Below are 25341 nucleotides of genomic sequence, written 5' to 3'. Positions count from 1 at the left end.
TTTTTTATTGGATACAGATGAAAATATGTCAAAAAAAATGACACAAATTAGACAATATTTTTAAAAAATCCTATTTACATATAATATTATTCCAATTACTGTTATTTTTTTTCAATAAAATTAACATATAAAAAAAATATAAATTATCTAAGCACTCTTATAAAATATAAATTTCATTCTTTTAAAAATATTTAGATATTACAAATAATTAACTTTACTTTATTAAAGTGTCCTCTGATTAAAAAAGCATTTTTTCATTTTCTTATAACAAATTCGATAAAATATCTTTTCCTCCCAATATAGATTACCCATTTATTCCTATTTTTTAAAATTCATTTTTGAATTTTTATAGAAAAATAAACATAAATATTCAAAGTAAACGCTTTCCTAAAAAAATATTCTTATTTCTAAAAATTTTGTTTATTTTTATCTTTATTAATTTTTGTTTTATTGGCATAATGATTATAGACAATAGAAAAGTAGGTGGAATTGGAGATGAATGATAAACAATACTCAGTGAAGGAAGCATTATTATTTACTCAACGAATCGGACAACTTAGTAAAGCCCTTTGGAAATCTGTTGAAAAAGATTGGCAATCTTGGATTAAGCCTTATGATTTAAACATCAATGAGCATCACATATTATCGATTGCATACCAATTAAATGGCGCTTCTATTTCTGATGTAGCCAATTTTGGAGTAATGCATGTTTCTACGGCATTTAACTTTTCCAAAAAGTTAGAAGAAAGAGGTCTTTTGGAATTTTCAAAAAAAGAAAATGATAAAAGAAACACGTATATTTATTTAACAGAAAAAGGCGAATCAATGTTTTTAAGCATCATGTCCGAGTATAATCCTAATAATAGTGCTGCCTTTTCCGCTGCACTTCCAATTAAGGATTTATATGGAAAATTCCCAGAAATGATGGAAATGATGACAATTGTAAAACATATTTATGGAGATAATTTTATGGAGATTTTCGAAAATTCTTTTGCTAATATTGAAGAATCCTTTTCAGAAGTAAATGGACAACTTAGACCAAAAGATCCTGTTCCTGTAGATTGAGTCAGCTAAAAAACAAAAAATATAAAAAGATAGAGAGACAAAGGACTATAAAAAGGCAAAAGAAAAATTTCTTTTGCCTTTTTATATTTGCTGAATGCAAGTCCTCCTTGCTTGTGTTTAACTGCTATAAACGCCTTTGTTTTTTATGCAGCTCTGTTTTTGGCTATTTAGCATTCGCTTAAACTCCTTTGCCCTCAGCATTTAATAAAAAAACTTCATTTCCCCTATTGATTTTTTGCTCTTTTCATCGTAAAGTATCAAAGTGAGTTGAGAAAAATTTCTAAATTTCTCCTTTTGGAGGTTATTAAATGAACTGTTGGAAGACAATTAATCTACAAAAACAATATGGCATGCAACGCCTTTTTATTATTTCTTCCCTTACAATGCTGATTACATTTCTTTTTCTATATGTACCATTTACTGCTTACTTCAGTCAAAACAGACTAAATGATAATTATTTTTCACTTTTTTTATTATGTATAGCAATAACTTATCCAGCCCATAAATTACTTCATTACTTGCCAATGATTCCATTAGGAAAAAAAGTAAAAAAAATAGTTTATATCAACTACCATTTTTTTCCTGTTATTTATTTTCGCGCACAAGAGCCTATAAAAAAGTGGAACTTCGTAATAGCGTCTATTACACCCGTTATTGTATTAAATGCAGTATTTATTGGTTGTTGTTTTCTTTTTACACATTATGTTCATTATTTTTTGATTTTATTCGCCTATCATTTTGGAATGTGTGTTCCAGATTTCATCCGTATGAAAAATCTTTGGAAAGCACCGAATCAATGTTTTGTCGAAGAAAATGAAGATGGCTTTGAAATTCTTATTAATAAAGCATCCTAATTGCTATTCATCATTCTAATGCATGATGCAGCATCATATACTATTTAAAGTCAAAAGTAGAGACAACTGTACAATTAATAAGAGTTTATACTATCTTTTTATCCAGTAATTTGATAATGTAAATAACATATAATACTACTGTTTATAAGGAGGGAATCAATGATGATCTCCATTTTTATTATCCTAGCTATATTAATATTATATAATATTAATAGAATGACCACTGCTTTATGTTTACAAAAAGAGATTCCCGAAGAAAAACAGCCAAAGGTGTTTCGAACCATCAATGTTCTAATTACCATTCTTTTGATTTCTTCCTATGTTGATATCCTTTTTAATTAATTGCCGAGGATATATAAAACTAAAAAAGATAAAAGAGGCCACTTTGCCTCTTTTATCTTTTTTTTAAGCAGTTCATCTTATAACCAAGATGCCCCAATGATGATTAATAAGATGAAAAGAACTACTAATAAAGCAAATCCGCCACCGTATACGCCTGCTCCTGACATGAAATCTCCTCCTTTCTATTGATTGAATGCTTATTTTGCATGCTGCTCCATTAGACTTCTCCCATTACAGACAAACTGTCTCATTGCTTAAAACTATTTATTTGTAATAGTTAGCAGAAATTAAAGCCATGCAGCACCTACGATAACTAATAAGATGAACAATACTACGATTAATGCAAATCCACCGCCGTATGCGTGACCCATAGTAACACCTCCTTTTAAGGGAGCTACCATTTCAGATTCAATAAAATATGGGATCGCTATAATACGTAAACAATGTTGCACAATAAAGATTTATTTTAACTATTCAAACTGAATAATAAGACCACTAAAGAAAAAGCAGCAAAGTGCTTTTTCTTGTCATCTTTCCTTATTTTGCAACAATGCCACAATCAAGCTTTTAGAAAGGCACTTCCTTTTTTCAAGCTCAATGTATCATATGTATTCGACCCAAAAACGGAACAGGACATATACCTATTTTTTCATTTGTCATTTCGGACAGCACATTTTTCCCACTTCCTCTTGCCATTTATTTTTTGTTCTTTTTACCAATTATGTTATAGTTAGCATTGTCGAGAAGGAAAAACTAACATAGGAGTGTTTAACTTGAAAAAATGGATACTATCCCTCACTTTAGCTGCTGGAGTAATTTCTCTAAGTGCATGCAGCAATGACGACTCTGAAGCTATCGTAAAGTCAGATGCTGGTGAAATAACAAAAGAGCAGCTTTATGATGCAATGAAAGAAAAATACGGTGCATCGACCCTTCAACCAATGATTTATGAGAAAGTGCTCGCAGAGAAATATAAAGTTTCAGATAAAGAAATTGATGAAGAAGTAAATAAAATTAAAAGTCAATATGGCGATAACTTCTTAACAGCCATTCAACAATATGGCTATAATAGTGAAGAAGATTTGCGAACCATGTTTAAAACAGGCCTGCTTCAGCAAAAGGCTGCTGTAAAAAATATTAAAGTGACAGACAAAGAAATAAAAGCATACTACGAAGACTATCAGCCAGATATTAAGGTCCGCCATATTTTAGTGGCAGATGAAAAAACAGCAAAAGAAGTAAAGAAAAAGCTGGATAATGGAGAAAAATTTGCAACTGTAGCGAAAAAATATTCCACCGATACTGCAACTGCATCAAAAGACGGAGACTTAGGCTGGATTAGTCCAGGCACAAAAGATGAAGACTTTGAAAAGGCAGCATTCAAATTGAAAGTAGATGCTATCAGCGATCCAGTTAAAACAACTAACGGCTACGAAATTATTCAAGTAACAGATAAAAAAGAAAAAGAAAAATATGAAGATGTAAAAGATGAAATGGAATATAAATTAAAAGTATCCAAACTGACAACTGAAGATATTAATAAAGCAATGGCAAAAGAACTAAAAGAAGCGGATGTTTCTATTAAAGATAAAGATTTAAAAGCATTGCTGGATACTTCAAATTAATGAATAAAGCAGCCTAGAATAAAACTCCTAGGCTGCTTTATTATTATCCAATACTTCTCCCCTGCGGCTTGTCTTTCCTTTGTTCTTTTTCCTTTTCTAAGCGATGCATATATACTTCGCCTTCTCTTTCTATTATTTCATTTTCCATCTTTCTATCTTCCCGCCCTGTTTTTACTGCCATAAATGCACTTATAACAATCCCGCCAAACACAAATAAAATCCACATTGGAATATCCATATAAACTGCTCCCTTCTCTTCTTCTTTCCATATCATTTATCTACTACATCATATGCTAGAAAAAATAGATTATGCCATTAGAAAAAAGTCGAGAGGCTCTCTCCAAAAGGGCACTTCCATTAGAAATCAAGAATATATATTCAAACACTTTAAGGCATCCGCAGCTGGAAATCGGCTTAAAAAACTTTTTGCACTGAAAGAGATATTTCTGTTATCATTGCTCTTTTTAGAATATATAAAAGTGCTATGACCTTTGCCAGATGATTAAATTCCCTTTCTATAACAAATGCTTGGACTATTTTATATTGAAAAATGAAAAGCTTACTCAATAAGCAAAACTTCAATCAGTGAGGAAGAGCAAGTTTCTGCCCACCTAGATTGAAGTTTCGCTTTTATCATCCCATAGGTGGAGACTAAAAGTCCGTTAATGCGTGATAAAAAATTTAAAAGTGCAAATATTGATATATCAGTATTACCGAAACCAAAAAGGAGTCATCCAATAGACCAAAAATCGATGTATTGGATGGCTCCTTTTGATATTCTTGTATATTTATTATTAGGTACTATTTATGAAAAGTCGGTTTATAAAAGGAACGATTCTCTAATGGGAAAATGCGCTCTGAAAACTCTCCTGGCTTCACTCTTTCCATTGCCCGATCCAGCATATTCATTTTCGCATCTAAATTATCAATATAATGAATAATTTCTGCTTCTTTAATTAGCGGTGCTTTTGGACTTCCCCATTCTGCTTTTCCATGATGAGACAAAACGATATGCTGAAGGAGCATCACTTCTTCTCCTTGAATTTGCAATTCATCGGCCGCTTTACCGATTTCATTTACCATAATAGTAATATGGCCTAATAAATTGCCTTCTACCGTATACACTGTGGAAATTGGCCCAGAAAGCTCCATTACTTTTCCTAAATCATGTAAAATAATTCCTCCATACAAAAGATCTGTATCTAAGCTCGGATACAAATTAGCAATGGATTTTGCCAAATCTAACATGCTGACAACATGATAAGCCAAACCAGATACAAACTCATGATGATTTTTGGTTGCGGCAGGATATTCAAGAAAAGCTTGTTGATATTTTTTTACTAAATGTCTTGTTATGCGCTGTATATTTGAATTATTCATTTCAAATATGTATTGAGTAATTTTCTCAAGCATTGCTTCTTGTGTTAAGGGAGCAGTTTCCAAAAATTCTGCCAATCGAACATTGTCTTCACTTGTTGTCGGCTTAATTTGTCGTATCCTTAATTGCAGTCTCCCTCTATAATTTTGAATATCGCCAATTATTTTTACAATCGTCTGTGGACGATAATTTTGCTCATCCGAATCAGTAGCATCCCAAAGCTTTGCTTCAATTTCCCCACTCTTATCTTGAAAGATAAGGGTTAAGAATGGTTTGCCATTGCTGGCAACTGCTTTTGTTGCACTTTTAATTAGCAAATACACTTGTATTTGTTCCCCAACTTCGTAATGAAGAATTCCCTTTTTATTCAAAAGCTTTCTCTCCTTTTCTTTTTGGTATATTAAACCAACTATTTACTTTTATCTACAATATTAGTAAGTATAACATGAAAACCTACTCACTACTGCTCTGAAATAATCGGCTTTGAAGTGAATGAAAAAACTTCTTCCGCTGAAAAATAGGCAGCAATATGTGGATGACAGGTAAAAATCAACAGTTGATTTTGCTGAAGTTTTTTTAACAGCTGTATCATTCTGCTTGTTCGTTTTTCATCAAAATTAACAAAACCGTCATCGATAATAAGAGGCATTTCATATTTTGCATAAAATGTATTTACAAGTGCCAAGCGAATAGAAACATATAGTTGTTCTGCCGTTCCTTGACTTAACTCGTTTGCCTCAAAAAATAGGTGCTCTTTGCTTTCTACTAAAAACCCAGCTCCATCATCATGGGGAATAATCCGAATATACTTTCCCTCTGTTAAAAAAGTAAAATGCTCTTCCGCTTTTTGCAGCATTTTAGGCAGATGCTTACTCTTATACTGTTTGACTGTATTGGATAAAAGCTGTTTGGCAACAGCATATTTCCCCCATTCTTTTGCATCTTCCTCAAACTCTGTTTTTAATTGCTTATAAGAATGCAAAATGTCGGTATAGGTTCCCCCTGCCTCAAGCTTCTCAATATCAAAATTCAATGCTGCTATATGTTCCATCCATCGCTTCTGCTGTTGAGATAATTCCTCTACCTGCTTTTTTGCCGCCTGTAATTCCGCCGTTATATCCTCTATCTGCATAAATTTTTTTATTTTATCAGGCTGCATCCGAGTCCTATCTATCTGTACTTTAATAGATGCAAGGCTTGCCTTATATTGTTTCTTCTCTTCCTCCTTATGCCCCATTTGTCGAAAGTCTTCTTCACATTTTGCCTCTGCCTGCTTAAATAATTGCTCTTTTTCAACTATATAAACTTGTAATTCTCCATTATATCCTTCTATATCTTTTTTATATTCATCCAACTTCCTAATATTTTCACTATAACGAACTCTTTTTTCATTTTCTTCTTTAATAAACCCCTTTAAATGAAAACACATAGCTTGAATATCTTTTGCAGGTTCTTTTAAAAACTTTTTATAAAACAAACCTATTTTCTCTGCTAATTTCTTTCCATCTGCTTCTAATAGATTCCACTCTTCCAATAACGCATTTTTTTCTCTTTTTTTCTTTTTCCACTCTTCAATTAATAAAAAAGCATCATATATAAAGGGACTAGCAAATTCCTTGGAAATATGCAGTTCATTTGTTAATTTCATTAGCTCTGTTATATTCTGGTGATATTCATATTCCCATTTTTCAAAATCGCGCAGCACTTTTTCATATCGCTCATTTTGCTGTTCTAGCTGCATTTTATACATCTTATATTTTTCCTTATATTCATCGTCTTCTTTCAGCTTTTCCACTGCATAGGAAAGATCAGATGTATCTCCTTCCTCTTTTGCCTTCTTAATTCCATTCTTATTTTTTGCAATTTCTTCTACCTTAACCTGCAATCTTGCATTTTCCGATTTAGTTTGCTGCATGGAACGAAACAGGAACAATACTCCCATAATTGTTGCCATTCCACCTATCACAGCAAAAAATAATTCTTCCTTAAAAAATCCCCATAATGCTGCCAAAACCAAAAATATTGTAAATAGTCCCCATTGAATCACATCTTGTCGCTTTTTTTTATTATTTTTATCTATTAGTTGTCCAATCTCTAGTTCTGCTTTTTTAAGGGAATCTACCTGTTGCTGATAAAGAGAATGGAATTGAACAGAATTAACTTTTTTTTCTAATTTTGTTCTTTTTTCCGATGATAACAATTTATTCTTTAATACATCTATTTGCTGTTCTAGATTATTTAACAATGTTTGTTCTTCATTATATTGATTATCGAGTTCTGCTTTTTTTTCCAGTAATCTTCTTTGTTTGGAACTTGCATTTTTACATTGTTCTTTCAAAAATATACTTGTATTGCTTTCAATCAACTCTTTTTCTTCCGACACATAAAGTTTTTCTTCCAGCTCCATGATTTCTTGATTTATGGCATCTAATTGACTGGCTATCAGCATCTGCCTGCTTTTCCATTGGTCTAATAAAGGAAGTTTCTCTAACACTTGCATTATTTCCGTTTCTTTATTGAGCAATAAATGATTGGGCGCCAAGCGATCTTGGGCTTCTTTTATTTTTGCTGCCTTTATTTCAACATTCTGCCTCGCACTTTCAATAGAGAGCAGCTTTTCTTTCACTCTTTCCCACCTTATTAGCCCATCTATCGGAAATGATATATCTTTATAAGCAGATAAACTCTCCTCCACCATTTCTTTTTCTTTTACTAATGGCTGCAATTTTATCCATTCTTGCAAATTTTGCATTTCCTTTTCTAAGCTTTTTTGGCTTTCCCCTGATTCCTTTAGCCTCTCTTGCATTTGTTTTCGTTCATGCACAAGCTGTTCATATGTGCTATTTTTTTTCTCTGCAATTTTTAACTGTTGGTATTTCTCTTTTAATTGTTTTATTTTATTATTCAGCAGCGGCTTTTTCCCCCCTGGACGAAAACGACTGTCTAGTTCTTTCTGCAGTTCATTTTCCGCCTCCAATAAGCGGTCTGATCCAACCGCCCCAGTAGAAAATAAAAAACGTCCCAATTCTGCACTTTTTAGTTGATGAGCATTCTGCAATCCAAACAAGTTAAATGAAAAAATAGATTGATATGCTTGTTTATCTATTCCTTGCAGCAGTTCTGCCAATAGCTCTTCTTGTCCCCTTCTGCCATTCTCCATCACTACCGTAACATCACCGCTGGCTTTTCCTTTTACACGCTCAATTGTTGCTGTTCCATGTTTTGGAAAGAACACAATTAGCTGCCCGCCATATTTATGTTGAGTTTTCGGCTCATATCTTAGTTCTGTTTGCTGTTTAGTTGGAAAACCAAAAAGGATGCTATGGATAAAGCTCATAATTGTAGATTTTCCTGCTTCATTTTCACCATAAAATACTTGGGTGGAATGTTTAAGCGACCACGATGCATTTTCCAACTTTCCATATCCATATATTGTAATCGATTGAATATACAGTTTCTTCACCTCTTAACATTTAATAAAGCAGTTTAATAAGCAGATCTTCTGACTCGATTGCCAGTTCTTTTTTTTCTTCATCTGTTAATTTTGGCAGATAGCGGTGAGCAGCAGGATGATTATAAAGTGCTTCTAATGCTTTTTCTACATTTTGCAAATCATTTGCAGCAGCAAATAGCTCTTTATAAAACTCCGATTCATTTACCAAATTATCTTTTATCCATTCTTTATTTTCCTGATATTTTACTGCAGCCACCCATATAAATTCATCTTCCTCTGCTGCTTCTTGTTGCAGGATCTCCAATAATTCCATTGCCTCGATATCCTCAGCTATCATTAATTGATGTATTTCTAGAAAAAGAATCAATGATATTCCTGCTTTTTTTTCTTCCTCAATCCTTTGATTAACCAAAAGCAAAAGTTCATCAAATGTATGAATATCCTTTGCATGAATGATAACCGTTCTCCAAACAATAGGCGCAGTGGGAAAAAATTCCGCCATTGTTCCCATTTCACTTAAGTGGATAAGATATGCGCCTTTTTCTCCTGTTTCTTTTTTATGTCTTCCTTGGATATTTCCAGGATAAATAATCAAAGGTTCATCAGTTAATATTGCTCGTTTATGTATATGGCCAAGCGCCCAATAGTCCATTTGTTTAGCTGTTAATTCTTGTATGGAAAATGGAGCATATGGGCTATGGCCACTTGCCCCTTCCAGATTCCCATGCAAGATGCCAATATGATAATCGCCATCCTCTTTCCTTTTATAATCAGCTATTTTGCGTTCCATTATATGCCTGGATTCATAGCTGAAACCATATAAATGAACAGTTGTATTTTCATTTTCATAAGTTTTTGCAGTTACTTCAGCCGGAAACGCATATACATTATCCGGAAAATTTATTTTTGTCCAACTTCCCTTTAAATGATCATGATTGCCATGAATAATGTACGCTGCTATATGATGATCATGCAGTCGTTCCATTTCCTTGCGAAATCGTATTTGCGCTTTTATGCTTCTATCTTCCCCATCAAAAATATCCCCTGCAATAATAATAAAATCCACTTTATAAGCTATCGCTTTATCGATAATTGCTGAAAATGAAGCAAAAGTACTTTCTTGCAGTCTTTTTGCGATAAAATTCGGCACATTTCTTAAGCCTGTTACCGGACTGTCTAAATGCAAATCTGCACAGTGTATAAAAGAAACTTTTTTCATTTAATAGCCATCCTTTCGAGCGCCCACTTTTTTGTTTCTATTCTACCATGACAAAAAAGCGAATGCACGTTCCTACATTACTGGTTATTTTGCGAACTTTTGCCGGTTTAAGGTTTGACGTTTATTAAAAATCAAATAATCAATCAGAACCTACTCCATCAGGCTGTATTTATCCAACCACACATATAATAAAAAATACAAAAAGGATAGATGAGCAAAAGAAACTATGCTCTGTCTATCCTTTTGCATTCTTATTTCTGTCTGCAAATCCCCTTCCCTCACATACTGGAGAAAAACTTGCAAATAAGAAATAATAGCATTTTATTGCTGGTACCTATTCATTCACAATTCACTTCTTCTTGCAAAATCTACAAATCTAAATTTATCAGGTCTGTGTCTTGACTCTGTGTATTGAAATAGCGTTGCATTGTCAAAATATATGTAGTTTTTCACAACTACAATAGCTTGAAATCCTTCCATATCCAATAGCCGATAATCTTCTTCTGTGGGCTGCTCTACTGTAAACTCTTTACGAGCAAAACTAATTTTTAAATTTAAATGATGTTCAATATAATCAAAAATAGAATTTTTACATATATCTACTGTTAAATCAGGAACACATTTTTCAACAATATAGTCTTTATCCAAAATAATTTTTTCTTTATTGATTTCTCGCACCCGCAATACTTTCCAAACTAGATCATTGGGATTCAGCTGCATTTCCCTTGCCAGCCTAGGACTTGCTTTTTGCTTTGAAAAACTTTCTACAAAAGTAGTTGAAGTATGCCCCATTTTTTCTGCCAGCTCTTTAAAACTTACTAAGCCTGAAATCGGAAATTGCAATTTTTGCAAATCTAACACTAATGATCCTTTTCCTTTCATTTTTTGAATGTAGCCTTTCTGAGCTAAAATATTAAGAGACTTGCGTATAGTCTCTCTTGATGTCTCAAATTGTTCTGACAGCTCGTTTTCGGAAGGAAGGGTAGTATTAGCAGGATATTTCCCGCTGCAGATAGCTGCTTCTAATTCTTCAAAAATAGCTAAATACTTTTTTTTCATCTTTTCACCAACATTAATGACAATTTTTATTTTTTATTCTACCTTGTTTATTCCTTCTTGTCTAAACAGGAATGTTTTTAATTTCCGTTTTTCGATAAACTTACCCTTTATTTCACTTCTCCCAATTATAAGTAAAAAAGATGTGTCCACAGCCATATAGAATAAATAGAAAAGAGCTATAGAAAACAATTGTTTCCATAGCTCTTTGATTATTTCCCAAATAACGTTCCCTGCATTTATAAAATGATTCTATGCCTTTTTTAAATGATACACAATCGATTCATATGGACGCAATTCTACATTCCTTAGATTTGCTTGTGAATCAGAATAGTTGGAGAGAATGATTGATTGTGTAAATCCATCAAAATTTACAGTGTCCGGCAATTGAAAAGATGCGTTTTTTTCATAAAAATTATTAATGACTAATAACTTTTCTGTTTCTGTAGAACGAATATATGCAAATATTTGAGGATCATCAGCTAGCAATAACTTATAATCTCCCTCTGTAATAATGTTATATTCTTTGCGCAAAGAAATCAGTTTTTGGTAATGATAAAAAACAGAATCAGATTCTTTAAGCGCCGCTTTTGCATTGATTGTTTTATAATTGCTTGCAACTTCAATCCAAGGAATTCCTTCTGTAAAGCCTGCATGTTCTGAATCATTCCATTGCACAGGCGTTCTTGAATTATCTCGAGACTTTTCCTGCAGTATTTTAAGAACTTCTTCTGTCTGCTTTCCATTGGCTTTTAAAATTTGATACATATTTAATGACTCTACATCACGGTATTGACCAATAGAAGTGAAATTTGGATTGGTCATGCCAAATTCTTCCCCTTGATAAATATAGGGTGTTCCTTGCATCATATGAATGGCTGTTGCAAGCATTTTAGCTGATTCCTGATGATATTCCCCATCATTCCCATACCGGGATACAATTCTTGGCTGATCATGATTGCACCAAAACAGTGCATTCCAGCCTCCGCCTTTATTCATTCCCTCTTGCCATGTAGATAAAATACTCTTTAACTTTAGAAAATCCATTTCACCCAGCGCCCATTTTTCCCCATTTGGATAGTCAACCTTTAAATGATGGAAATTAAAAGTCATGCTTAATTCTTCATTTACCGGATTAGAATATTGAATGCAATGATCAAGCGTAGTAGATGACATTTCCCCAACAGTGATGCTGTCGTATTTTGAAAATACTTCTTTATTCATTTCATGAATAAATTCATGAACACGGGGACCGTCCGTATAGAATTTTCTTCCGTCCCCAGGAGCAATTGATCCATCATCATCAGAAAATTGCTGATTTTTTGAAATTAAGTTAATAACATCTAAGCGGAAGCCATCCACCCCTTTTTCAAACCAAAACCTCATCATATCGTATACTTTTTGACGAAGTTCTTCATTTTCCCAGTTTAGATCTGCCTGTGTCACATCAAATAAATGCAAATAATATTGTTTTGTTTTTTCATCATATTGCCATGCATTCCCGCCAAATTTGGACTGCCAATTAGTTGGTTCACTGCCATCTTCTTTTCCATCACGCCAAATATAGAAATCACGATAAGGATTATCCTTTGACGAAGCTGCTTCCTTAAACCATTGATGATCTGTTGACGTGTGATTTACTACAATATCCATAATTACTTTTATATTTTTTTGATGTGCTTGCGCAAGCAGTTCATCAAAGTCTTCCATCGTCCCATATTCATGGTGAATGGAATAATAGTCACTAATATCATAGCCATTATCTTTTTGAGGAGATGCATATATGGGAGTTAGCCAAATAACATCAACGCCCAATTCCTTTAAGTAATCCAACTTTTGAATAATTCCTTGAATATCGCCTACTCCATTACCTGTTGTATCATAAAAGCTTTTTGGATAAATTTGATATACAACTGCTTTTTGCCACCATGATTGTTCCATTCTTTTTGCACCACCAATATTTATTTCATTTTCTTTCCATCAAGTTTTTCAATTTTTCCTATTCTAAAAAGCTAGCTATTCTTCTCTTAGTGAATACGTTTGTTCTTTTATTGCAAAACAAGAAAGGATACTTAAAAAGCAGATAGATTCCCTACTTTGAAAGCATCACTCTCTATTATTTTTTTTATCTTCGATTCTTCATCTTTCCAAATACAATTGTTAATAGAAAAGGAAGGATTATCACAATTGCCATTCCAATAAAGAATGCCCCCCAATTTGCAGGGAAAATGGATAAGAAACCAGGAAGTCCTCCTACACCAATAGATGGCGCTTTAACACCTTGTATAGAAATAAATGCACCTGCAAGCGCAGATCCTGTAATAGCTGATATAAAAGCATAACGGTAACGCAAGTTCACTCCAAATAATGCTGGCTCTGTAACCCCTAAATAAGCAGAAATAGCGGAAGTAACTGATAAGCTTTTTAACTTTTCATCTTTCAAAACAAATAGCATAGCTAATGCTGCTGAACCTTGGGCAATGTTAGATAATGCAACCATCGGCCATAGGAAGGTTCCTCCCGTGTTTCCAATCAACTGTAAATCTACTGCTAAAAATGTATGATGCATTCCTGTAATAACAAGTGGTGCATATAACCCTCCATACAGCAAACCGCCAAGGAATGGTGCAAAATTAAATACTGCAATGACAGCATCTGTAATAACGTTTCCAATAGAAAACGTTATAGGCCCAATTGCAACAAATGAGATAAAACCTGTCACCAATAAAGCGATTGGTGCTACAAGAAGCATTTGAAAGGAATCGGAAATGCGTTTTCTTAAGAAAATTTCTACTTTAGCCAATACATAAGAAGCGATTAATACTGGCAAAACTTGTCCTTGGTAGCCGACTTTCTCCACTTCTAAACCGAATATATTCCAAGTAGGAACCTTTTCAGCAGATCCATATCCCCATGCATTCAATAAATCAGGGTGCACTAGCATTAAGCCCAATACAATACCGAGCAGTGGACTGCCGCCAAAGCGTGTCATTGCAGACCAGCCAATTAATCCAGGCAAAAAGGTAAATGCTGTATTAGCAATTAAGTTAATAATGCTTGCGATATCAGCCCACTGCGGATAAACCTCTACTACTGACTTTTCAAAGAAAATGCCTGGTCCTGTCAAAAGGTTATTGATTCCCATTAATAACCCGGCCGTAACAATTGCCGGCAAAATAGGAATAAAAATATCTGCCAATGTTTTTACAGCTCGCTGCAATGGATTTAAGTGCTGTTCGGAAGCCTTTTTTACATCCTCTTTCGATGCTTCGCCAATGCCCGTTTGCTTCACTAATTCTTGATATGCTTTATCTACTGTTCCTTGGCCAATAACTACTTGAAACTGTCCACTTGTTGAAAAAGAACCTTTTACTAGATCAATAGATTCTAATTTTTGTTTGTCTACTTTTCCTTCATCCACTAATGCGAATCTTAGTCGTGTAACACAATGTGTTGCAGCAGCGATGTTTTCTTTTCCACCGATTGCTTCAATAATCTCACTGACTTGTTTTTTATCAACAGCCATTTGTTTTCCCTCCTGTTGCTCTTATCAACGATTCATTAAATTAATGATAAATCTATATTGTCGGATAAGCGTTTTCATTAAAACGTTTCCTCGAAACATGTATATACAAGTTATATTATTATAATAAACTTGTATATACATGTTGTCAACAAAAAAATAATGCGTTTTCATTTCACTTATAATCAGCCTGTTTTAATCTGTTGCTTTCTGGCCTGTTCACCGAATACACTTCAAACAATCTTTTTGCATTAGCAGAAATGGGCTGTCTAATAAGTCCTAAAATAAAATCAGGCGACGAAAAACAAATTGTTTTTCGTCGCCTGATTTTTGGTTTCTAGTCCTCTTTCCTGAAAGTAGCTGGCGGAGGCCAGCTACTTTCAGGAAATTATGAGCCATGGCCACGATGCCGAATTCCGTTTGGATTTTCGCTAGGCCTCGAAGCGAAAATCCACGGAACAACCGATTGCCCTTGATATGACCAAAAACACTCTCTACCTCGATTTTTCGATGAGCGTAGATTTGTGCATTTGATTCAGACCAAAGGCTCCTTTTTGCTTTTTCTTTTAATTCTTCATAAACCGGGTTGTAATGAACTTGGCGATTTCCAGTCCCCTTTGTACATTGTATTTTCAGTGGACATTCAAAACAGTCTTCACATTTATAGATTTTTATGTCGCGAGTAAATCCACTTTTATCGGTACGCTTCGAATAACATTTGAATAACACTTTACGGTTATTGGGGCAAGTATACTCATCCTTTTGTTCAGCGTATGCCCAATTACTCGCATGGCGGATATCCTTTTTATATGTTCTTTTTTGTTCCTTTAAAAACGTAGTATATGGAATAAATGCTTCGAACTCTTCTTCTAATGAATAAAGGTAGTTTTCTTCACTCCCATATCCTGCATGTGCGATTACCTTCTTAGGAAATGGCAGGGATGTGTTTCTCCATGCTTCTAAATGCGGTTTGAAACACCGGGTATCTGTTGGACGTTGATGGATCGTATAAAAAAGAACAAATTGATTTTCCATTAATTTTGGCACTTTGTTGATTGGAACGGAAGGCGTGAGACTCCTGCGGGAAAAGCGAGTCAAAGGAAGACCCCACAGGCGCGCGCGCCGAGGAGGCTCCCGGACCGCCCGCGGAAAGCGAACGCCTGGAGTGGAAATCCACAGGCTAGTTTAACAGAGCTAAAAAGAAAGGTGGTGCAACTTAATCTTTTTTTGTAAGCTGCAGCGCCTTTTTTATATCTTTATATGAATTGGATTTTCCATACATCAATACGCCGCCTTTATATACTCTTGCACCAAATACAGCAAGGATAATAATAGATGCAACTAGTATCATTATACCAATAACAGGCTCCCATAAAGGCAAATTAAGCATGCCTACCCGCATAAACATAAGCATTGGTGTAAAGAACGGAATATAGGATGTAACAGCTACAAACTTGTTATCTGGTGCACCTAGTCCAAACATTGCAATCATAAAGCCAGCAACAACAAGGAGCGTCATTGGTGTAATCATCTGCTGCACATCTTCTATTCTGCTTACTAGTGAACCAAGGAAGGCAGCAAGAGTCGCATAAAGGAAATAGCCTAAAATAAAAAAGACTGCTGCATAAAGAATAGTAGAAAGCGGAACATCGCCGAATCCTAAAAACCCTTCCATCGAACTTAAATCTTTATTATTTGTCATAAAATAATAGCCTATCCCAAGCAGCAAAGCCAGCTGAGTTAAACTCAATAGTCCAACTCCAAGAATTTTTGCAAACATATGCTTAATAGGAGAAACGCTTGATATAAGAATTTCCATTACTCTAGAGGACTTTTCCGTTGCCACTTCCATCGCAATCATATTGGCATACATAATAACAGCAAAATAAATAAGGAATAATAACGCATATACAAGTCCTCTTGCTTGATCTAATTCTTCAGCTGTTTTTGCATTTTCCTCCAGAGCTGTCGATTGAAAGGAAACAGGTTCATTTAATTTTACCAACTGTTCACTCGTTAAATTTAATTGAGCAGCAGCTAAGTTGCTCTTGATTATTTGAATATTTGCAAGAAGATCTGCAGAAACAGAAGAATCTGCAATGTTCATAGAATAATAATGGGCATCTGGCAGTTTTTCTGTATTATAGGTTAATACTAATAGTCCTTCGTATTCTCCAGCTTTCACCAGTTTCTGTCCTTCTTCTTCGCTGCCCTTATACAACTTTAACTCCAGTTCTTTATTGGATGATGACGTGATTTTTTCAAGTGGCGCAAATAATTCATCTGATTGATCCAAGACAGCCACTTTTGTGTTTTCATCTTTGTCAAATACATCAATGATAGAGGTTAAATTAGCTAATGCTACAATTAAAGCAATTGTTACAGCAGTTGTAATAATAAATGATTTCGTTTTCAATTTGCTTATATACGTATGGAAAAGTATAATCCAAAAATTACTCAAAAGAACCACCCACCTTTTCTATAAAAATATCATGGAGAGAAGGCTCCTCTAATGCAAACTTTCGAATGAATCCTTTTCCAACTATATCCTTAAGAATTTGTTCGGCAATTTCTTCTCCTTCTATTTGCAAAGAAACTCCTTCTGTAGTCTGCTTTAATTTTACAACGCCTGGATGTCTAATTAAGTAGCTAAGATCAAAATCGGCATGGATTGTTACATTTTTTTTCCCAAAACTTTTTTTAATCTCTTTTAAAGAACCATGAACAACTGGGCTACCTTTATGCATAATACATAAATGCTCACACATCTCTTCTACATGTTCCATTCTATGACTAGAAAATACAATCGTAGTTCCTGCATTTTTCAAATCAATTACCGCCGCTTTTAGCAGCTCTACATTAACAGGATCGAGCCCGCTGAATGGCTCATCTAATATCAATAATTTTGGCTTATGTAAAACAGCGCTGATAAATTGAATTTTTTGCTGATTTCCCTTTGACAATTCTTCCACTTTTTTATCCAAATACTCGGGAACATGAAAACGATCGAGCCAATATTCCAATTCTCTTAATGCCTTCTTTTTATCCATGCCTCTTAGTCTTGCTAAATAGACAAGTTGATCTTTTACCTTTAATTTCGGATACAATCCTCTTTCTTCCGGAAGATAGCCAATAAATGGACTTGTTGAATAATCGATTCTTTTATTATTCCAGCTGATTTCCCCTTCCGTATTATCCAAAATTCCTAATATCATTCGGAAAGTAGTCGTTTTCCCCGCTCCATTCCCTCCTAAAAAACCAAACATCTCCTTCTCTGGTATAGAAAGGGATAAATTATCAACTGCTAAAAACGATCCGAATTTTTTTGAAACATTTTTTAACTTTAAAGTCATGTTTTAAACCCTCCTTCTCTATTCTATACGAAAAAAACTGGAAAAGGTTTCAAGTTATTTATTCTGCTATTATGCTTATTTTTTGGTCAATCAGGAATTACTCATGCAAAAAAGCATTGGGTTCTTATACTCCAATGCTTTCAAAAATAAATTATTTAATGTGGCAAAAATACTAATTGATATAAAAATAGCAAGGCAAAGATATACACTAATGGATGGACTAACTTTCCTTTCCCTTTCACTAGCTTCAATAAAGGATAAGATATGAACCCTAAAGCAATTCCTGTTGCAATACTAGAAGTAAGAGGCATGCTTAAAATAACAAGAAAAGCAGGGAATGCTTCATCAAATTCTGACCACTTCACATGAGAAATAGCCCCCATCATCAAACTTCCCACAATGATTAATGCAGGAGCAGTAATAGCAGAAAGTCCAGAAACAGCACTCACTAATGGAGCAAAAAAAGCAGCCGCTACAAAAAGGACGGAAACAACTACACCTGTTAATCCAGTACGTCCCCCTGCTGCAACTCCAGCAGTTGATTCAATATAAGCCGTTGTTGGGCTTGTCCCGAAAACTGCCCCAACTGTTGTGCCAAGTGAATCTGCAAGCAAAGCTTGTCTAGCTCTTGGCAAATGATTATTTTTCATTAAACCAGCTTGTTCTGCAACCCCAACCATTGTTCCAGTGGTATCAAAAATGGTAACTAGCAGAAATGAAAACACCACTGCATATAAACTATGCTGAAAGATATCCCCTAATGCATCAAATGGATTGCTGATAATCAGCCCCTCAGGCAAATGGGGCACAGAAACAAAACCTTTTGCAAATTCAAGCTGTCCAGTGAAAATAGCAATGATTCCCGTTGCAATCATGCCTATAAATAAGGCACCTCTAACATTCATCGTATATAAAACAATGGTAATAGCAAGGCCAACAAGAGCAAGTACAACACTTGGAGACTGTAAATTCCCAAGGCCAACTAAATTTTCCGGGTGATCGACGATAATTCCCGTTTGGCGCAAACCAATAAAAGCAATAAATAACCCAATTCCTGCTGTAATCCCATGTTTTAAATTTGCTGGAATAGCTTTAATTAATTTCTCCCTGAAAGGAGTTAAAGATAAGATAATGAAAATAATGCCTGCCACAAATACAGCAGAAAGCGCAGCAGTATAATCTATTCCTCCATGTGTACCTACAACTGAATAAGCGAAATATGCATTCAATCCCATTCCAGGTGCGATGGCAATTGGATAATTGGCTAACAGCGCCATCCATAATGTTCCGACAACAGCTGATATAATCGTAGCCAAAAAGACTTGTTCAAATGGTACACCAGCGCTAGATAAAATCACCGGATTAACGACAACAATATATGCCATGGTTAAAAATGTGGTAAAACCAGCAATTACTTCTGTTTTTACATTTGTATTATTCTGCTTTAAGTGAAACATATTAAACCTCCAAAAACGAACATTTAAAAACAACATTCTCTATATTATTCGTTTTAAAATGAAATTGCAACTATTTTTGTACAATAATTAATTCTGATAATCTAATTATGACTATTTTGTGCATAAACTTCTGTTGCATACATGGCAAAAAGCCTTTTAAGTATGCCATCAACTTAAAAAGCTTTTTTGAACTAGTTTTTTTTCAGACCGAATGACTTTACTTTAATTTACTTCTTCTGACAGAAAGTGCTCGTTTAATAATGCAATCTTTCGGTTTGTATAATCTTCAAAGCTGTCATTATATGTTTTAGGATCCTTAGGATTAGAAAATTGAGTAATCTTTCCTGTTACAGGATGAATAAACTTACTTGAAGCACCACAGCCAATGCCAATAACCGTTTGCAATTCTTCCATCATCATAATATTATAAATGCTTTCTTTATTTGGCTTAGAATAGCCGACATTTTCTAAATTCCCAAGAATATTTTTTTGGCGATACAAGTAGTATGGAACATAACCAAAATCTTTGGTCCACTTTTCTGCCATATGCATCATGCTTTCTACTTCGCTTCTTTCGGCGACTTTATATTTGGCTCGATTTCTCGTCATTTCAGAAGCACGTTTAAAAGAAAGTGTGTGGACAGTTAAGGATTCTGGCATTAAAGCTTGTGTTTGATCTAGTGTATGCTGAAATTCTTGAATGCCCTCTCCAGGAAGGCCAATAATTAAGTCCATATTAATATTATTCATTCCGTGCTTTCTTGCCAAATGATATTTATCAATTGTTTCTTCAACCGTATGATGCCTTCCGATTGCTTTTAATGTTTCTTGTGTATAAGATTGTGGATTTATGCTGATACGATCAATCTTCCACTTGTTTAATACAGCCAATTTCTCTGGTGTAATAGTATCAGGGCGTCCTGCTTCTACTGTTAACTCCCGAATTTTATCTACATCCGGGAAACTTGCATGCATTTGTTCATACAGCATATCCATTTCTTCGGCGGTTATGCTTGTTGGAGTTCCTCCCCCATAATAAACCGTTGTAATGCGAATATTATTCTCTTTTAGCCATTCGCCAATTTTGTTTATTTCATAATGAAGTCCACCTAAAAAAGAGGAGACAGAACCTTGTCTTCCATTAATCGCATAAGCAGGAAATGTACAATATGCGCACTTAGTAGGACAAAATGGAATGCCAATATAAATGCTTACTTCTTTTTTTAAATCATATAAATCAGGAATGACTGTTAATTGACGATCAATTATTTTTTGCATTAAAGCGATTTTTTCATCTGATATTAAATATTCATCTTTTAAAGCCTGATGAGCGAATTCTGCCGAAACGTTATTTTGGATATGGCGATGCAATAATTTAGTTGGGCGAATTCCCGTTAATATGCCCCATTTTTGAATTATTCCGGTATAATCTTCAAGAACCATCAGATAACTTTGTGATATAGCATTTTTTATTTGCTTAAAATACTCTTTTTCGTTAAGCTCAGCAATATTTTTTGTACAGCTAAATGAACTCTCTCCTTCTGCTTGTCCGCTAACAGTAAATTTTTTTTCATCAGATTCTACTTTAAAATCTATATGCAGTTCTTCTTCTTCTCTACGTTCAAATACTACTTTTGTATCTTCAAAAAATAAATTGCCGATATGTTCTAGCGGTCGTATAAACCGTTCATCTGTCAAACCACTTATGGAAATTAGCTTCATTTTTTATTCACCTTTATTTCATTATTAAGTGTTAAATATTTATTATACTTTAGTCTACAAAAACTAACTAGGCTAGGTCAAAATTTTCTTTTCACCGCTTTTGTATAAAAAATGATTAGGAGTATTCTAGTATGCGTCATGCATTAATTTTTTTGCTATTTATGCTTTTGAGTGACTATCAAAAAACCTTTATACATAACAAAATAGGGTCTTTTTTATTTATAGACCCTATTTCCAAAATATAAGTAAATATAATAGCAAACTACTCTATTAGACAGCTAAAATCCCACCTCCAAATGGAAAAACATCTAGGTGGAACTTATTGGTTCAAGCCTTATTTTATAATATTCATCTTGCGGAGAAACTCGATTGGCTGCTGCTTGCGGAAATGCTCTTTTACCATATAAGCAACGCCATCTTGATTATTAGATCTTGTTACCCAATCTGCAGCAATCTTCAATTCATTTGGTGCATTTCCCATGGCCACGCCTAGTCCTGCTGCTTCTATAATTTCTAAGTCATCCATATTGTTTCCGATAACAACCATTTCTTTTTGTTTTATGCCTAGTTTTTCAGCTAAATATAATAAGCCATTCATCTTCGATACACCTGTCGGCAAAATTTCCAAACGATATTCATTTATTTGAATAATATTAATTGAATCGAACATCTTTTCCAACACTTCTTTTGCATCCAGCAAATCTCGTTTTTCTTCAAAATATACTTCCATTTTTGGTGGGCTTACTGGTTCTTCTAATAAAACCTCACTAAGCACATCTACGAATTGATGCGAATAAAAAACAGGATCACCAGATGAAAAAACTGTTTTTGCCAACATATTATGATTAAGTTTTGATTTATTTGCAAGAGAAAACTTTTCATGCACTAAGCGAACCTGACAAATGAAGCCTTCTAAAAAGCGGACAATATCATACGTAAGCTCTTCCGGTATTCTGTTCACATAGATTGGTTTTTCTATATCATTGGCAATAAGTGCACCCTGATGTGTAACAATATGACTGCCAAGCTTTAAAGCTTTTGCTACTTTTTTTGCAGATGGGAAACTTCTCGATGTAACAAGTGTCACATATATTCCCTTTTGCTGCACATATTCAATTGCTTCTTTTGTTGACTTCGTTATACGACCATTTGATTGCAGGAGAGTACCATCAATATTTAAAGCTAATAAGCGATAAATCATTTTTTTCCCCCATTTCTAGGATGTATTGTCTTTATATATCATGTATGTTGCAAATAAATAGAATAGAACTAAGCTTTATTAGAAGAGCCATAATTTCATCATTACTCCAATTTTTCATCTTGGAAATAATTACTATTTTTTTTTTGCATAAAATCGCCCAAATTTTTTAAACTATAGGATGTAAGGCCAATCAAACACACTTAAAGGAGGAAACATTCATCATGGCAAATAACAATAGTTCAAATCAACTTTTAGTACCAGGAGTATCTCAAGCATTGGATCAAATGAAATATGAAATTGCAACTGAGTTTGGAGTAACCTTAGGTGCAGAAACAACTGCTCGTGCAAACGGTTCAGTTGGTGGAGAGATCACAAAAAGATTAGTGCAAATGGCTGAGCAACAACTTGGCGGAAGTAAATTTTAATAAATCATGACTAAATAAAAAAATCCCGTTCCTTTCTAAAGGAACGGGTTTCTGCTTGTCTAAGATCTATTCATTAATAGTGGGAATCATCCAAAGAAACCAGACAGCAACAGCCTCCTTTAGGAAAATTCATCTATAAATAAAATAGAATTAATTGATGCTTCCTCAAAAATGACATAAAAAAGAGCAGCGTCTCCTTCTCCTGCTACTCAATCGGGTTCCGCTTGCTCCATTTATAATTATTGTTGTGGTGCGCCGTACAGTTCTTCTAATGGCTTCATAATAATTTGATTTAATTCGCCGATCGCCATGCTCATGCGTTGCTCTGCTTCCATCAGCTTTGCAATTTTTTCATGTTGCTGCACTAGAGCAACTGTTTTTTGTGCTTGTTCCAATTCTTCTTGCGAAATTTCTTGACCAGTCATTTGTTTCTGCTGCAGCTGCATTTGTATATTGCGAAAGTTTTCAAACATTGCTTTTGCAGAAGCATCCCCATTAACTTCTTCATACATTTTCTTCAATTGGCTATATTCATCACTGTGACGAATTGCTTTTTCTAATTCATATGCAGAATCATGTAAATTTACTGTCATAATAACAACTCCTTTTTTACAATTGTCTCCACTATAACAAACTATGCCCTAGAAAGCTAGAAAGACCATTTATTATCTAAGAACTTGTCTTTTTAATTAGCCGTTTTCGTAAACTTTGTTGCTTTTAAAAAAGTAAGGTGATTTCCATTCAAGGATGCGCACTTTCCGTGGGGCGGGCGGTGAGACTCCTCAGCTTCTCGCCCCTTTCACTCCAATCAGCCTGCTTTAACCCTGGATTTATTCATTGAAACTATCGGAAAAACAACAGCCTTTTAGAAAACAGCCTTTTAATTAGATTATACAGTTCTTTCATAGAGCCTAAAAATAGCTGATTTTCGTTGTTAGTGTTAACTTTACAGCCATTATAAAATAATATTTATCCATTATTCCGCCAAAAACAGTTCTGCCTATTCCAATAATGCATAAAAGCCTTTCTGCCTAGATATTTCATCATTTATATTCAGCAATAATAACCATTTATCTCCTTCAGATTCATGCCGATACTCTACATCTAGTTATTAGCACAAATTCTTCCTCTATTTCATACGATACCATATCAAAACTCGCCTATTTTAAAGGAGATTTTCCGCTCTTAGAAGTTGCTAAGCAGAGATTTTCCGTCCTTTTATCTGAAGTTTCCCTTTTTATAGCTTGGTTTGATACTTTATTCGTAAATGAGGAAATATAATGAACAATACTTTTTTACAGCTAACCTTACAGGAGGAAGCCTCTCTCTCCAATCATTTGAAAGAATATATAATAAACATAAGTCCTTCTTTACTCCATCATTGGGAAATAGACCTAGCGAAACCAGTATTTCTATCCATAGGTCAAACGGTTATACCTGTGACTGTTCAAACTACCTCTATAGAGAATAAACATCTGTTAGTTTCTTCTAATTTAATAAATATCATAAAACTCTCTACTCTATGCTCGCGCTTTTTAGCACAGTTTATTTCCAAAACCCAAACGATTTGTTTAGGGCCAATTATCGCTATTTTAACAGAGATTCAAGAAGTGAAAGAAGGAAAAGCGCCATTTCGTTCGCTCTCTGCACTTTATAAAGAATTATCTCATGAAATTGCCGCAATGGGCGGTATCGTATATGTATGCGGCTTACAAGGATTTTCGACTAATTTTGTATCTGGATATATCATTATTGATAATAAATGGATGCAAATGGAGCTGCCATTCCCAACAGTTGTATACAACCGCCTGCATTCACGCAAGTTAGATTCCAGCCTGTTTTTCCAAGAGGTTCGCACTAAATTGGAAGAGAGTAATATTCCAATTTTCAACGCTCAATTTTTCTCCAAATACGATATCCATCTTTTATTAAAAAAAGAACCGCATATCCAAAAACATTTGCCAGAAACGTATCCTTTAACAAAAAAAGTTTTAGAAAACATGTTAGAGAAATATCCTTCTCTTTATATAAAACCGATTCATGGAAGCCAAGGCCGCAATATTATTCAACTGACACTATTTGACGGAAAATATGCTGCATCTATATCTACAGGCAAACAAAAAGATAAAAAACGCTTCTTCTCAAATATAGATCAACTTTGGAAGTGGATGGAACCATTTTCCAAAAAAAGAGCCTATCTTTGCCAGCAAGGAATAGATTTTGTAAAGATGAACCAATGCCCATTAGATTTTCGTGTTCTGTGCCATAAAAACTATTACGGAGAATGGCGGGCAACTTCCATTGTTGCAAGAGTTGCGAGTCACGATGCATTTGTTGCAAATCTTGCGCAGGGGGCAGAAATCTTTCAAGCAAAATCAGTATTAAAGGAACTTTTCGGAAAAGAAAATGCACAGCAAATCATTGCTCAACTAAAAGAATTAGCTATTGAGACAGCAGCAGCTATTAATGCCCATTCAACTGGTCATTTTGGAGAGATGGGAATTGATGTTGGCGTGGATGCTGATTTAAATTTATGGATAATCGAGGCCAATTCAAAACCATCAAAAAATATGGAGCATAATTCTAGCCAAACACGCCCTTCTACTAAAGCCTTATTAGAATATTTTATTCGTTTATCTTTTCCACCCGAATAGAGAGGAGACTAGT

22 protein-coding genes are annotated in these 25341 nt (G+C 34.3%); 6 read left to right on the top strand and 16 right to left on the bottom strand.

Translation table 11 applies throughout. The annotated features are described in order from the left end of the window. Positions 1-495: 495 nt before the first annotated feature. The 3 genes from NCCP28_RS05445 to NCCP28_RS05435 all read left to right on the top strand — a co-directional run bounded on the left by NCCP28_RS05445 (position 496) and on the right by NCCP28_RS05435 (position 2261). Positions 496-1065 (top strand): HTH-type transcriptional regulator Hpr, encoded by a 570-nt coding sequence (locus tag NCCP28_RS05445; protein WP_248560396.1) that lies wholly within the window; start codon positions 496-498, stop codon positions 1063-1065. A 308-nt stretch (positions 1066-1373) separates the two neighbouring features. Further along, positions 1374-1919, top strand: coding sequence for a DUF3267 domain-containing protein (locus NCCP28_RS05440; protein WP_248560395.1), 546 nt, complete (start codon positions 1374-1376; stop codon positions 1917-1919). Positions 1920-2081: 162 nt separating this feature from the next. After that, positions 2082-2261 (top strand): hypothetical protein, encoded by a 180-nt coding sequence (locus tag NCCP28_RS05435; RefSeq protein ID WP_248561095.1) that lies wholly within the window; start codon positions 2082-2084, stop codon positions 2259-2261. A 77-nt stretch (positions 2262-2338) separates the two neighbouring features. On the opposite strand, the gene NCCP28_RS05430 is transcribed toward NCCP28_RS05435, so the two are convergent. Further along, a complete protein-coding gene (locus NCCP28_RS05430; RefSeq protein ID WP_248560394.1) occupies positions 2339-2428 on the bottom strand; it encodes a YjcZ family sporulation protein in 90 nt (29 codons plus the stop codon). Between the two features lie 120 nt (positions 2429-2548). After that, on the bottom strand, positions 2549-2632 hold the full coding sequence (locus NCCP28_RS05425) for a YjcZ family sporulation protein (RefSeq protein ID WP_101175170.1): 84 nt from the start codon (positions 2630-2632) through the stop codon (positions 2549-2551). A 402-nt stretch (positions 2633-3034) separates the two neighbouring features. Between NCCP28_RS05425 and NCCP28_RS05420 the strand changes: the two genes are divergently transcribed. Further along, complete coding sequence (locus tag NCCP28_RS05420) at positions 3035-3886, top strand: peptidylprolyl isomerase (RefSeq protein ID WP_248560393.1); 852 nt, start codon at positions 3035-3037, stop codon at positions 3884-3886. A 43-nt stretch (positions 3887-3929) separates the two neighbouring features. Here NCCP28_RS05420 and NCCP28_RS05415 read toward each other — a convergent pair whose 3' ends face one another. The 13 genes from NCCP28_RS05415 to NCCP28_RS05355 all read right to left on the bottom strand — a co-directional run bounded on the left by NCCP28_RS05415 (position 3930) and on the right by NCCP28_RS05355 (position 22249). Further along, the gene (locus NCCP28_RS05415) at positions 3930-4124 is read right to left on the bottom strand and encodes a sporulation YhaL family protein (protein ID WP_248560392.1); all 195 of its coding nucleotides are present in this window, start codon (positions 4122-4124) and stop codon (positions 3930-3932) included. Between the two features lie 563 nt (positions 4125-4687). Further along, entirely contained in the window at positions 4688-5635 is a 948-nt protein-coding gene (yhaM, locus tag NCCP28_RS05410) for a 3'-5' exoribonuclease YhaM (RefSeq protein ID WP_248560391.1), read from the bottom strand. An 89-nt stretch (positions 5636-5724) separates the two neighbouring features. Further along, the gene (locus NCCP28_RS05405) at positions 5725-8727 is read right to left on the bottom strand and encodes an ATP-binding protein (protein ID WP_282579526.1); all 3003 of its coding nucleotides are present in this window, start codon (positions 8725-8727) and stop codon (positions 5725-5727) included. A 10-nt stretch (positions 8728-8737) separates the two neighbouring features. After that, the gene (locus NCCP28_RS05400; protein WP_248560389.1) at positions 8738-9937 is read right to left on the bottom strand and encodes a metallophosphoesterase family protein; all 1200 of its coding nucleotides are present in this window, start codon (positions 9935-9937) and stop codon (positions 8738-8740) included. Between the two features lie 342 nt (positions 9938-10279). Next, on the bottom strand, positions 10280-10996 hold the full coding sequence (gene treR / locus NCCP28_RS05395; RefSeq protein ID WP_248560388.1) for a trehalose operon repressor: 717 nt from the start codon (positions 10994-10996) through the stop codon (positions 10280-10282). Between the two features lie 249 nt (positions 10997-11245). Beyond that, positions 11246-12934 (bottom strand): alpha,alpha-phosphotrehalase, encoded by a 1689-nt coding sequence (gene treC, locus NCCP28_RS05390; RefSeq protein WP_248560387.1) that lies wholly within the window; start codon positions 12932-12934, stop codon positions 11246-11248. 184 nt (positions 12935-13118) lie between these two features. Next, positions 13119-14519 (bottom strand): PTS system trehalose-specific EIIBC component, encoded by a 1401-nt coding sequence (gene treP, locus NCCP28_RS05385; RefSeq protein WP_248560386.1) that lies wholly within the window; start codon positions 14517-14519, stop codon positions 13119-13121. A gap of 276 nt (positions 14520-14795) precedes the next feature. Next, positions 14796-15551: a transposase gene (locus tag NCCP28_RS05380; protein ID WP_248560385.1), complete on the bottom strand. Its 756-nt coding sequence runs from the start codon at positions 15549-15551 to the stop codon at positions 14796-14798. A gap of 181 nt (positions 15552-15732) precedes the next feature. Then, a complete protein-coding gene (locus NCCP28_RS05375) occupies positions 15733-16977 on the bottom strand; it encodes an ABC transporter permease (RefSeq protein WP_248560384.1) in 1245 nt (414 codons plus the stop codon). Next, positions 16970-17869 carry an ABC transporter ATP-binding protein gene (locus tag NCCP28_RS05370; RefSeq protein WP_248560383.1) on the bottom strand — a complete coding sequence of 300 codons (900 nt, stop codon included), beginning with the start codon at positions 17867-17869 and terminating at the stop codon, positions 16970-16972. The genes NCCP28_RS05375 and NCCP28_RS05370 overlap by 8 nt, the downstream gene beginning before the upstream one ends. Positions 17870-18024: 155 nt before the next feature. Further along, positions 18025-19326 (bottom strand): NCS2 family permease, encoded by a 1302-nt coding sequence (locus tag NCCP28_RS05365; protein WP_248560382.1) that lies wholly within the window; start codon positions 19324-19326, stop codon positions 18025-18027. A gap of 222 nt (positions 19327-19548) precedes the next feature. Next, on the bottom strand, positions 19549-21048 hold the full coding sequence (locus tag NCCP28_RS05360; protein ID WP_248560381.1) for a coproporphyrinogen III oxidase: 1500 nt from the start codon (positions 21046-21048) through the stop codon (positions 19549-19551). A 334-nt stretch (positions 21049-21382) separates the two neighbouring features. Then, entirely contained in the window at positions 21383-22249 is an 867-nt protein-coding gene (locus tag NCCP28_RS05355; RefSeq protein WP_248560380.1) for a Cof-type HAD-IIB family hydrolase, read from the bottom strand. A gap of 221 nt (positions 22250-22470) precedes the next feature. Here NCCP28_RS05355 and NCCP28_RS05350 point away from each other — a divergent pair, with 221 nt between their 5' ends. Beyond that, positions 22471-22674, top strand: a complete 204-nt coding sequence (locus NCCP28_RS05350) for an alpha/beta-type small acid-soluble spore protein (protein ID WP_101175156.1) — start codon at positions 22471-22473, stop codon at positions 22672-22674. Positions 22675-22913: 239 nt separating this feature from the next. Here NCCP28_RS05350 and NCCP28_RS05345 read toward each other — a convergent pair whose 3' ends face one another. Continuing rightward, positions 22914-23267 carry a YlbF/YmcA family competence regulator gene (locus NCCP28_RS05345; RefSeq protein ID WP_248560379.1) on the bottom strand — a complete coding sequence of 118 codons (354 nt, stop codon included), beginning with the start codon at positions 23265-23267 and terminating at the stop codon, positions 22914-22916. Between the two features lie 687 nt (positions 23268-23954). On the opposite strand from NCCP28_RS05345, the gene NCCP28_RS05340 reads away from it, so the two are divergent. Further along, the gene (locus NCCP28_RS05340; protein ID WP_248560378.1) at positions 23955-25328 is read left to right on the top strand and encodes a YheC/YheD family endospore coat-associated protein; all 1374 of its coding nucleotides are present in this window, start codon (positions 23955-23957) and stop codon (positions 25326-25328) included. Positions 25329-25341: the final 13 nt, after the last annotated feature.

The sequence above is a fragment of the Niallia sp. NCCP-28 genome (assembly GCF_023168165.1).
Lineage (GTDB): Bacteria > Bacillota > Bacilli > Bacillales > Cytobacillaceae > Niallia.
The sequence above is the reverse complement of the archived record's forward strand: the minus strand, read 5'-3'. Positions and strand labels throughout refer to the sequence as shown.

What these genes read in the sequence shown, in the direction of transcription:
- NCCP28_RS05340 (WP_248560378.1), top strand. Translation starts at nt 23,955, where the DNA reads ATGAACAATACTTTTTTACAGCTAACCTTACAGGAGGAAGCCTCTCTC.
- NCCP28_RS05440 (WP_248560395.1), top strand. Translation starts at nt 1,374, where the DNA reads ATGAACTGTTGGAAGACAATTAATCTACAAAAACAATATGGCATGCAA.
- treP (WP_248560386.1), bottom strand. Translation starts at nt 14,519, where the DNA reads ATGGCTGTTGATAAAAAACAAGTCAGTGAGATTATTGAAGCAATCGGT.
- NCCP28_RS05430 (WP_248560394.1), bottom strand. Translation starts at nt 2,428, where the DNA reads ATGTCAGGAGCAGGCGTATACGGTGGCGGATTTGCTTTATTAGTAGTT.
- NCCP28_RS05400 (WP_248560389.1), bottom strand. Translation starts at nt 9,937, where the DNA reads ATGAAAAAAGTTTCTTTTATACACTGTGCAGATTTGCATTTAGACAGT.
- NCCP28_RS05355 (WP_248560380.1), bottom strand. Translation starts at nt 22,249, where the DNA reads ATGATTTATCGCTTATTAGCTTTAAATATTGATGGTACTCTCCTGCAA.
- NCCP28_RS05435 (WP_248561095.1), top strand. Translation starts at nt 2,082, where the DNA reads ATGATCTCCATTTTTATTATCCTAGCTATATTAATATTATATAATATT.
- NCCP28_RS05380 (WP_248560385.1), bottom strand. Translation starts at nt 15,551, where the DNA reads ATGGAAAATCAATTTGTTCTTTTTTATACGATCCATCAACGTCCAACA.
- treR (WP_248560388.1), bottom strand. Translation starts at nt 10,996, where the DNA reads ATGAAAAAAAAGTATTTAGCTATTTTTGAAGAATTAGAAGCAGCTATC.
- NCCP28_RS05425 (WP_101175170.1), bottom strand. Translation starts at nt 2,632, where the DNA reads ATGGGTCACGCATACGGCGGTGGATTTGCATTAATCGTAGTATTGTTC.
- NCCP28_RS05360 (WP_248560381.1), bottom strand. Translation starts at nt 21,048, where the DNA reads ATGAAGCTAATTTCCATAAGTGGTTTGACAGATGAACGGTTTATACGA.
- NCCP28_RS05345 (WP_248560379.1), bottom strand. Translation starts at nt 23,267, where the DNA reads ATGACAGTAAATTTACATGATTCTGCATATGAATTAGAAAAAGCAATT.
- NCCP28_RS05415 (WP_248560392.1), bottom strand. Translation starts at nt 4,124, where the DNA reads ATGGATATTCCAATGTGGATTTTATTTGTGTTTGGCGGGATTGTTATA.
- NCCP28_RS05370 (WP_248560383.1), bottom strand. Translation starts at nt 17,869, where the DNA reads ATGACTTTAAAGTTAAAAAATGTTTCAAAAAAATTCGGATCGTTTTTA.
- NCCP28_RS05445 (WP_248560396.1), top strand. Translation starts at nt 496, where the DNA reads ATGAATGATAAACAATACTCAGTGAAGGAAGCATTATTATTTACTCAA.
- treC (WP_248560387.1), bottom strand. Translation starts at nt 12,934, where the DNA reads ATGGAACAATCATGGTGGCAAAAAGCAGTTGTATATCAAATTTATCCA.
- NCCP28_RS05350 (WP_101175156.1), top strand. Translation starts at nt 22,471, where the DNA reads ATGGCAAATAACAATAGTTCAAATCAACTTTTAGTACCAGGAGTATCT.
- NCCP28_RS05365 (WP_248560382.1), bottom strand. Translation starts at nt 19,326, where the DNA reads ATGTTTCACTTAAAGCAGAATAATACAAATGTAAAAACAGAAGTAATT.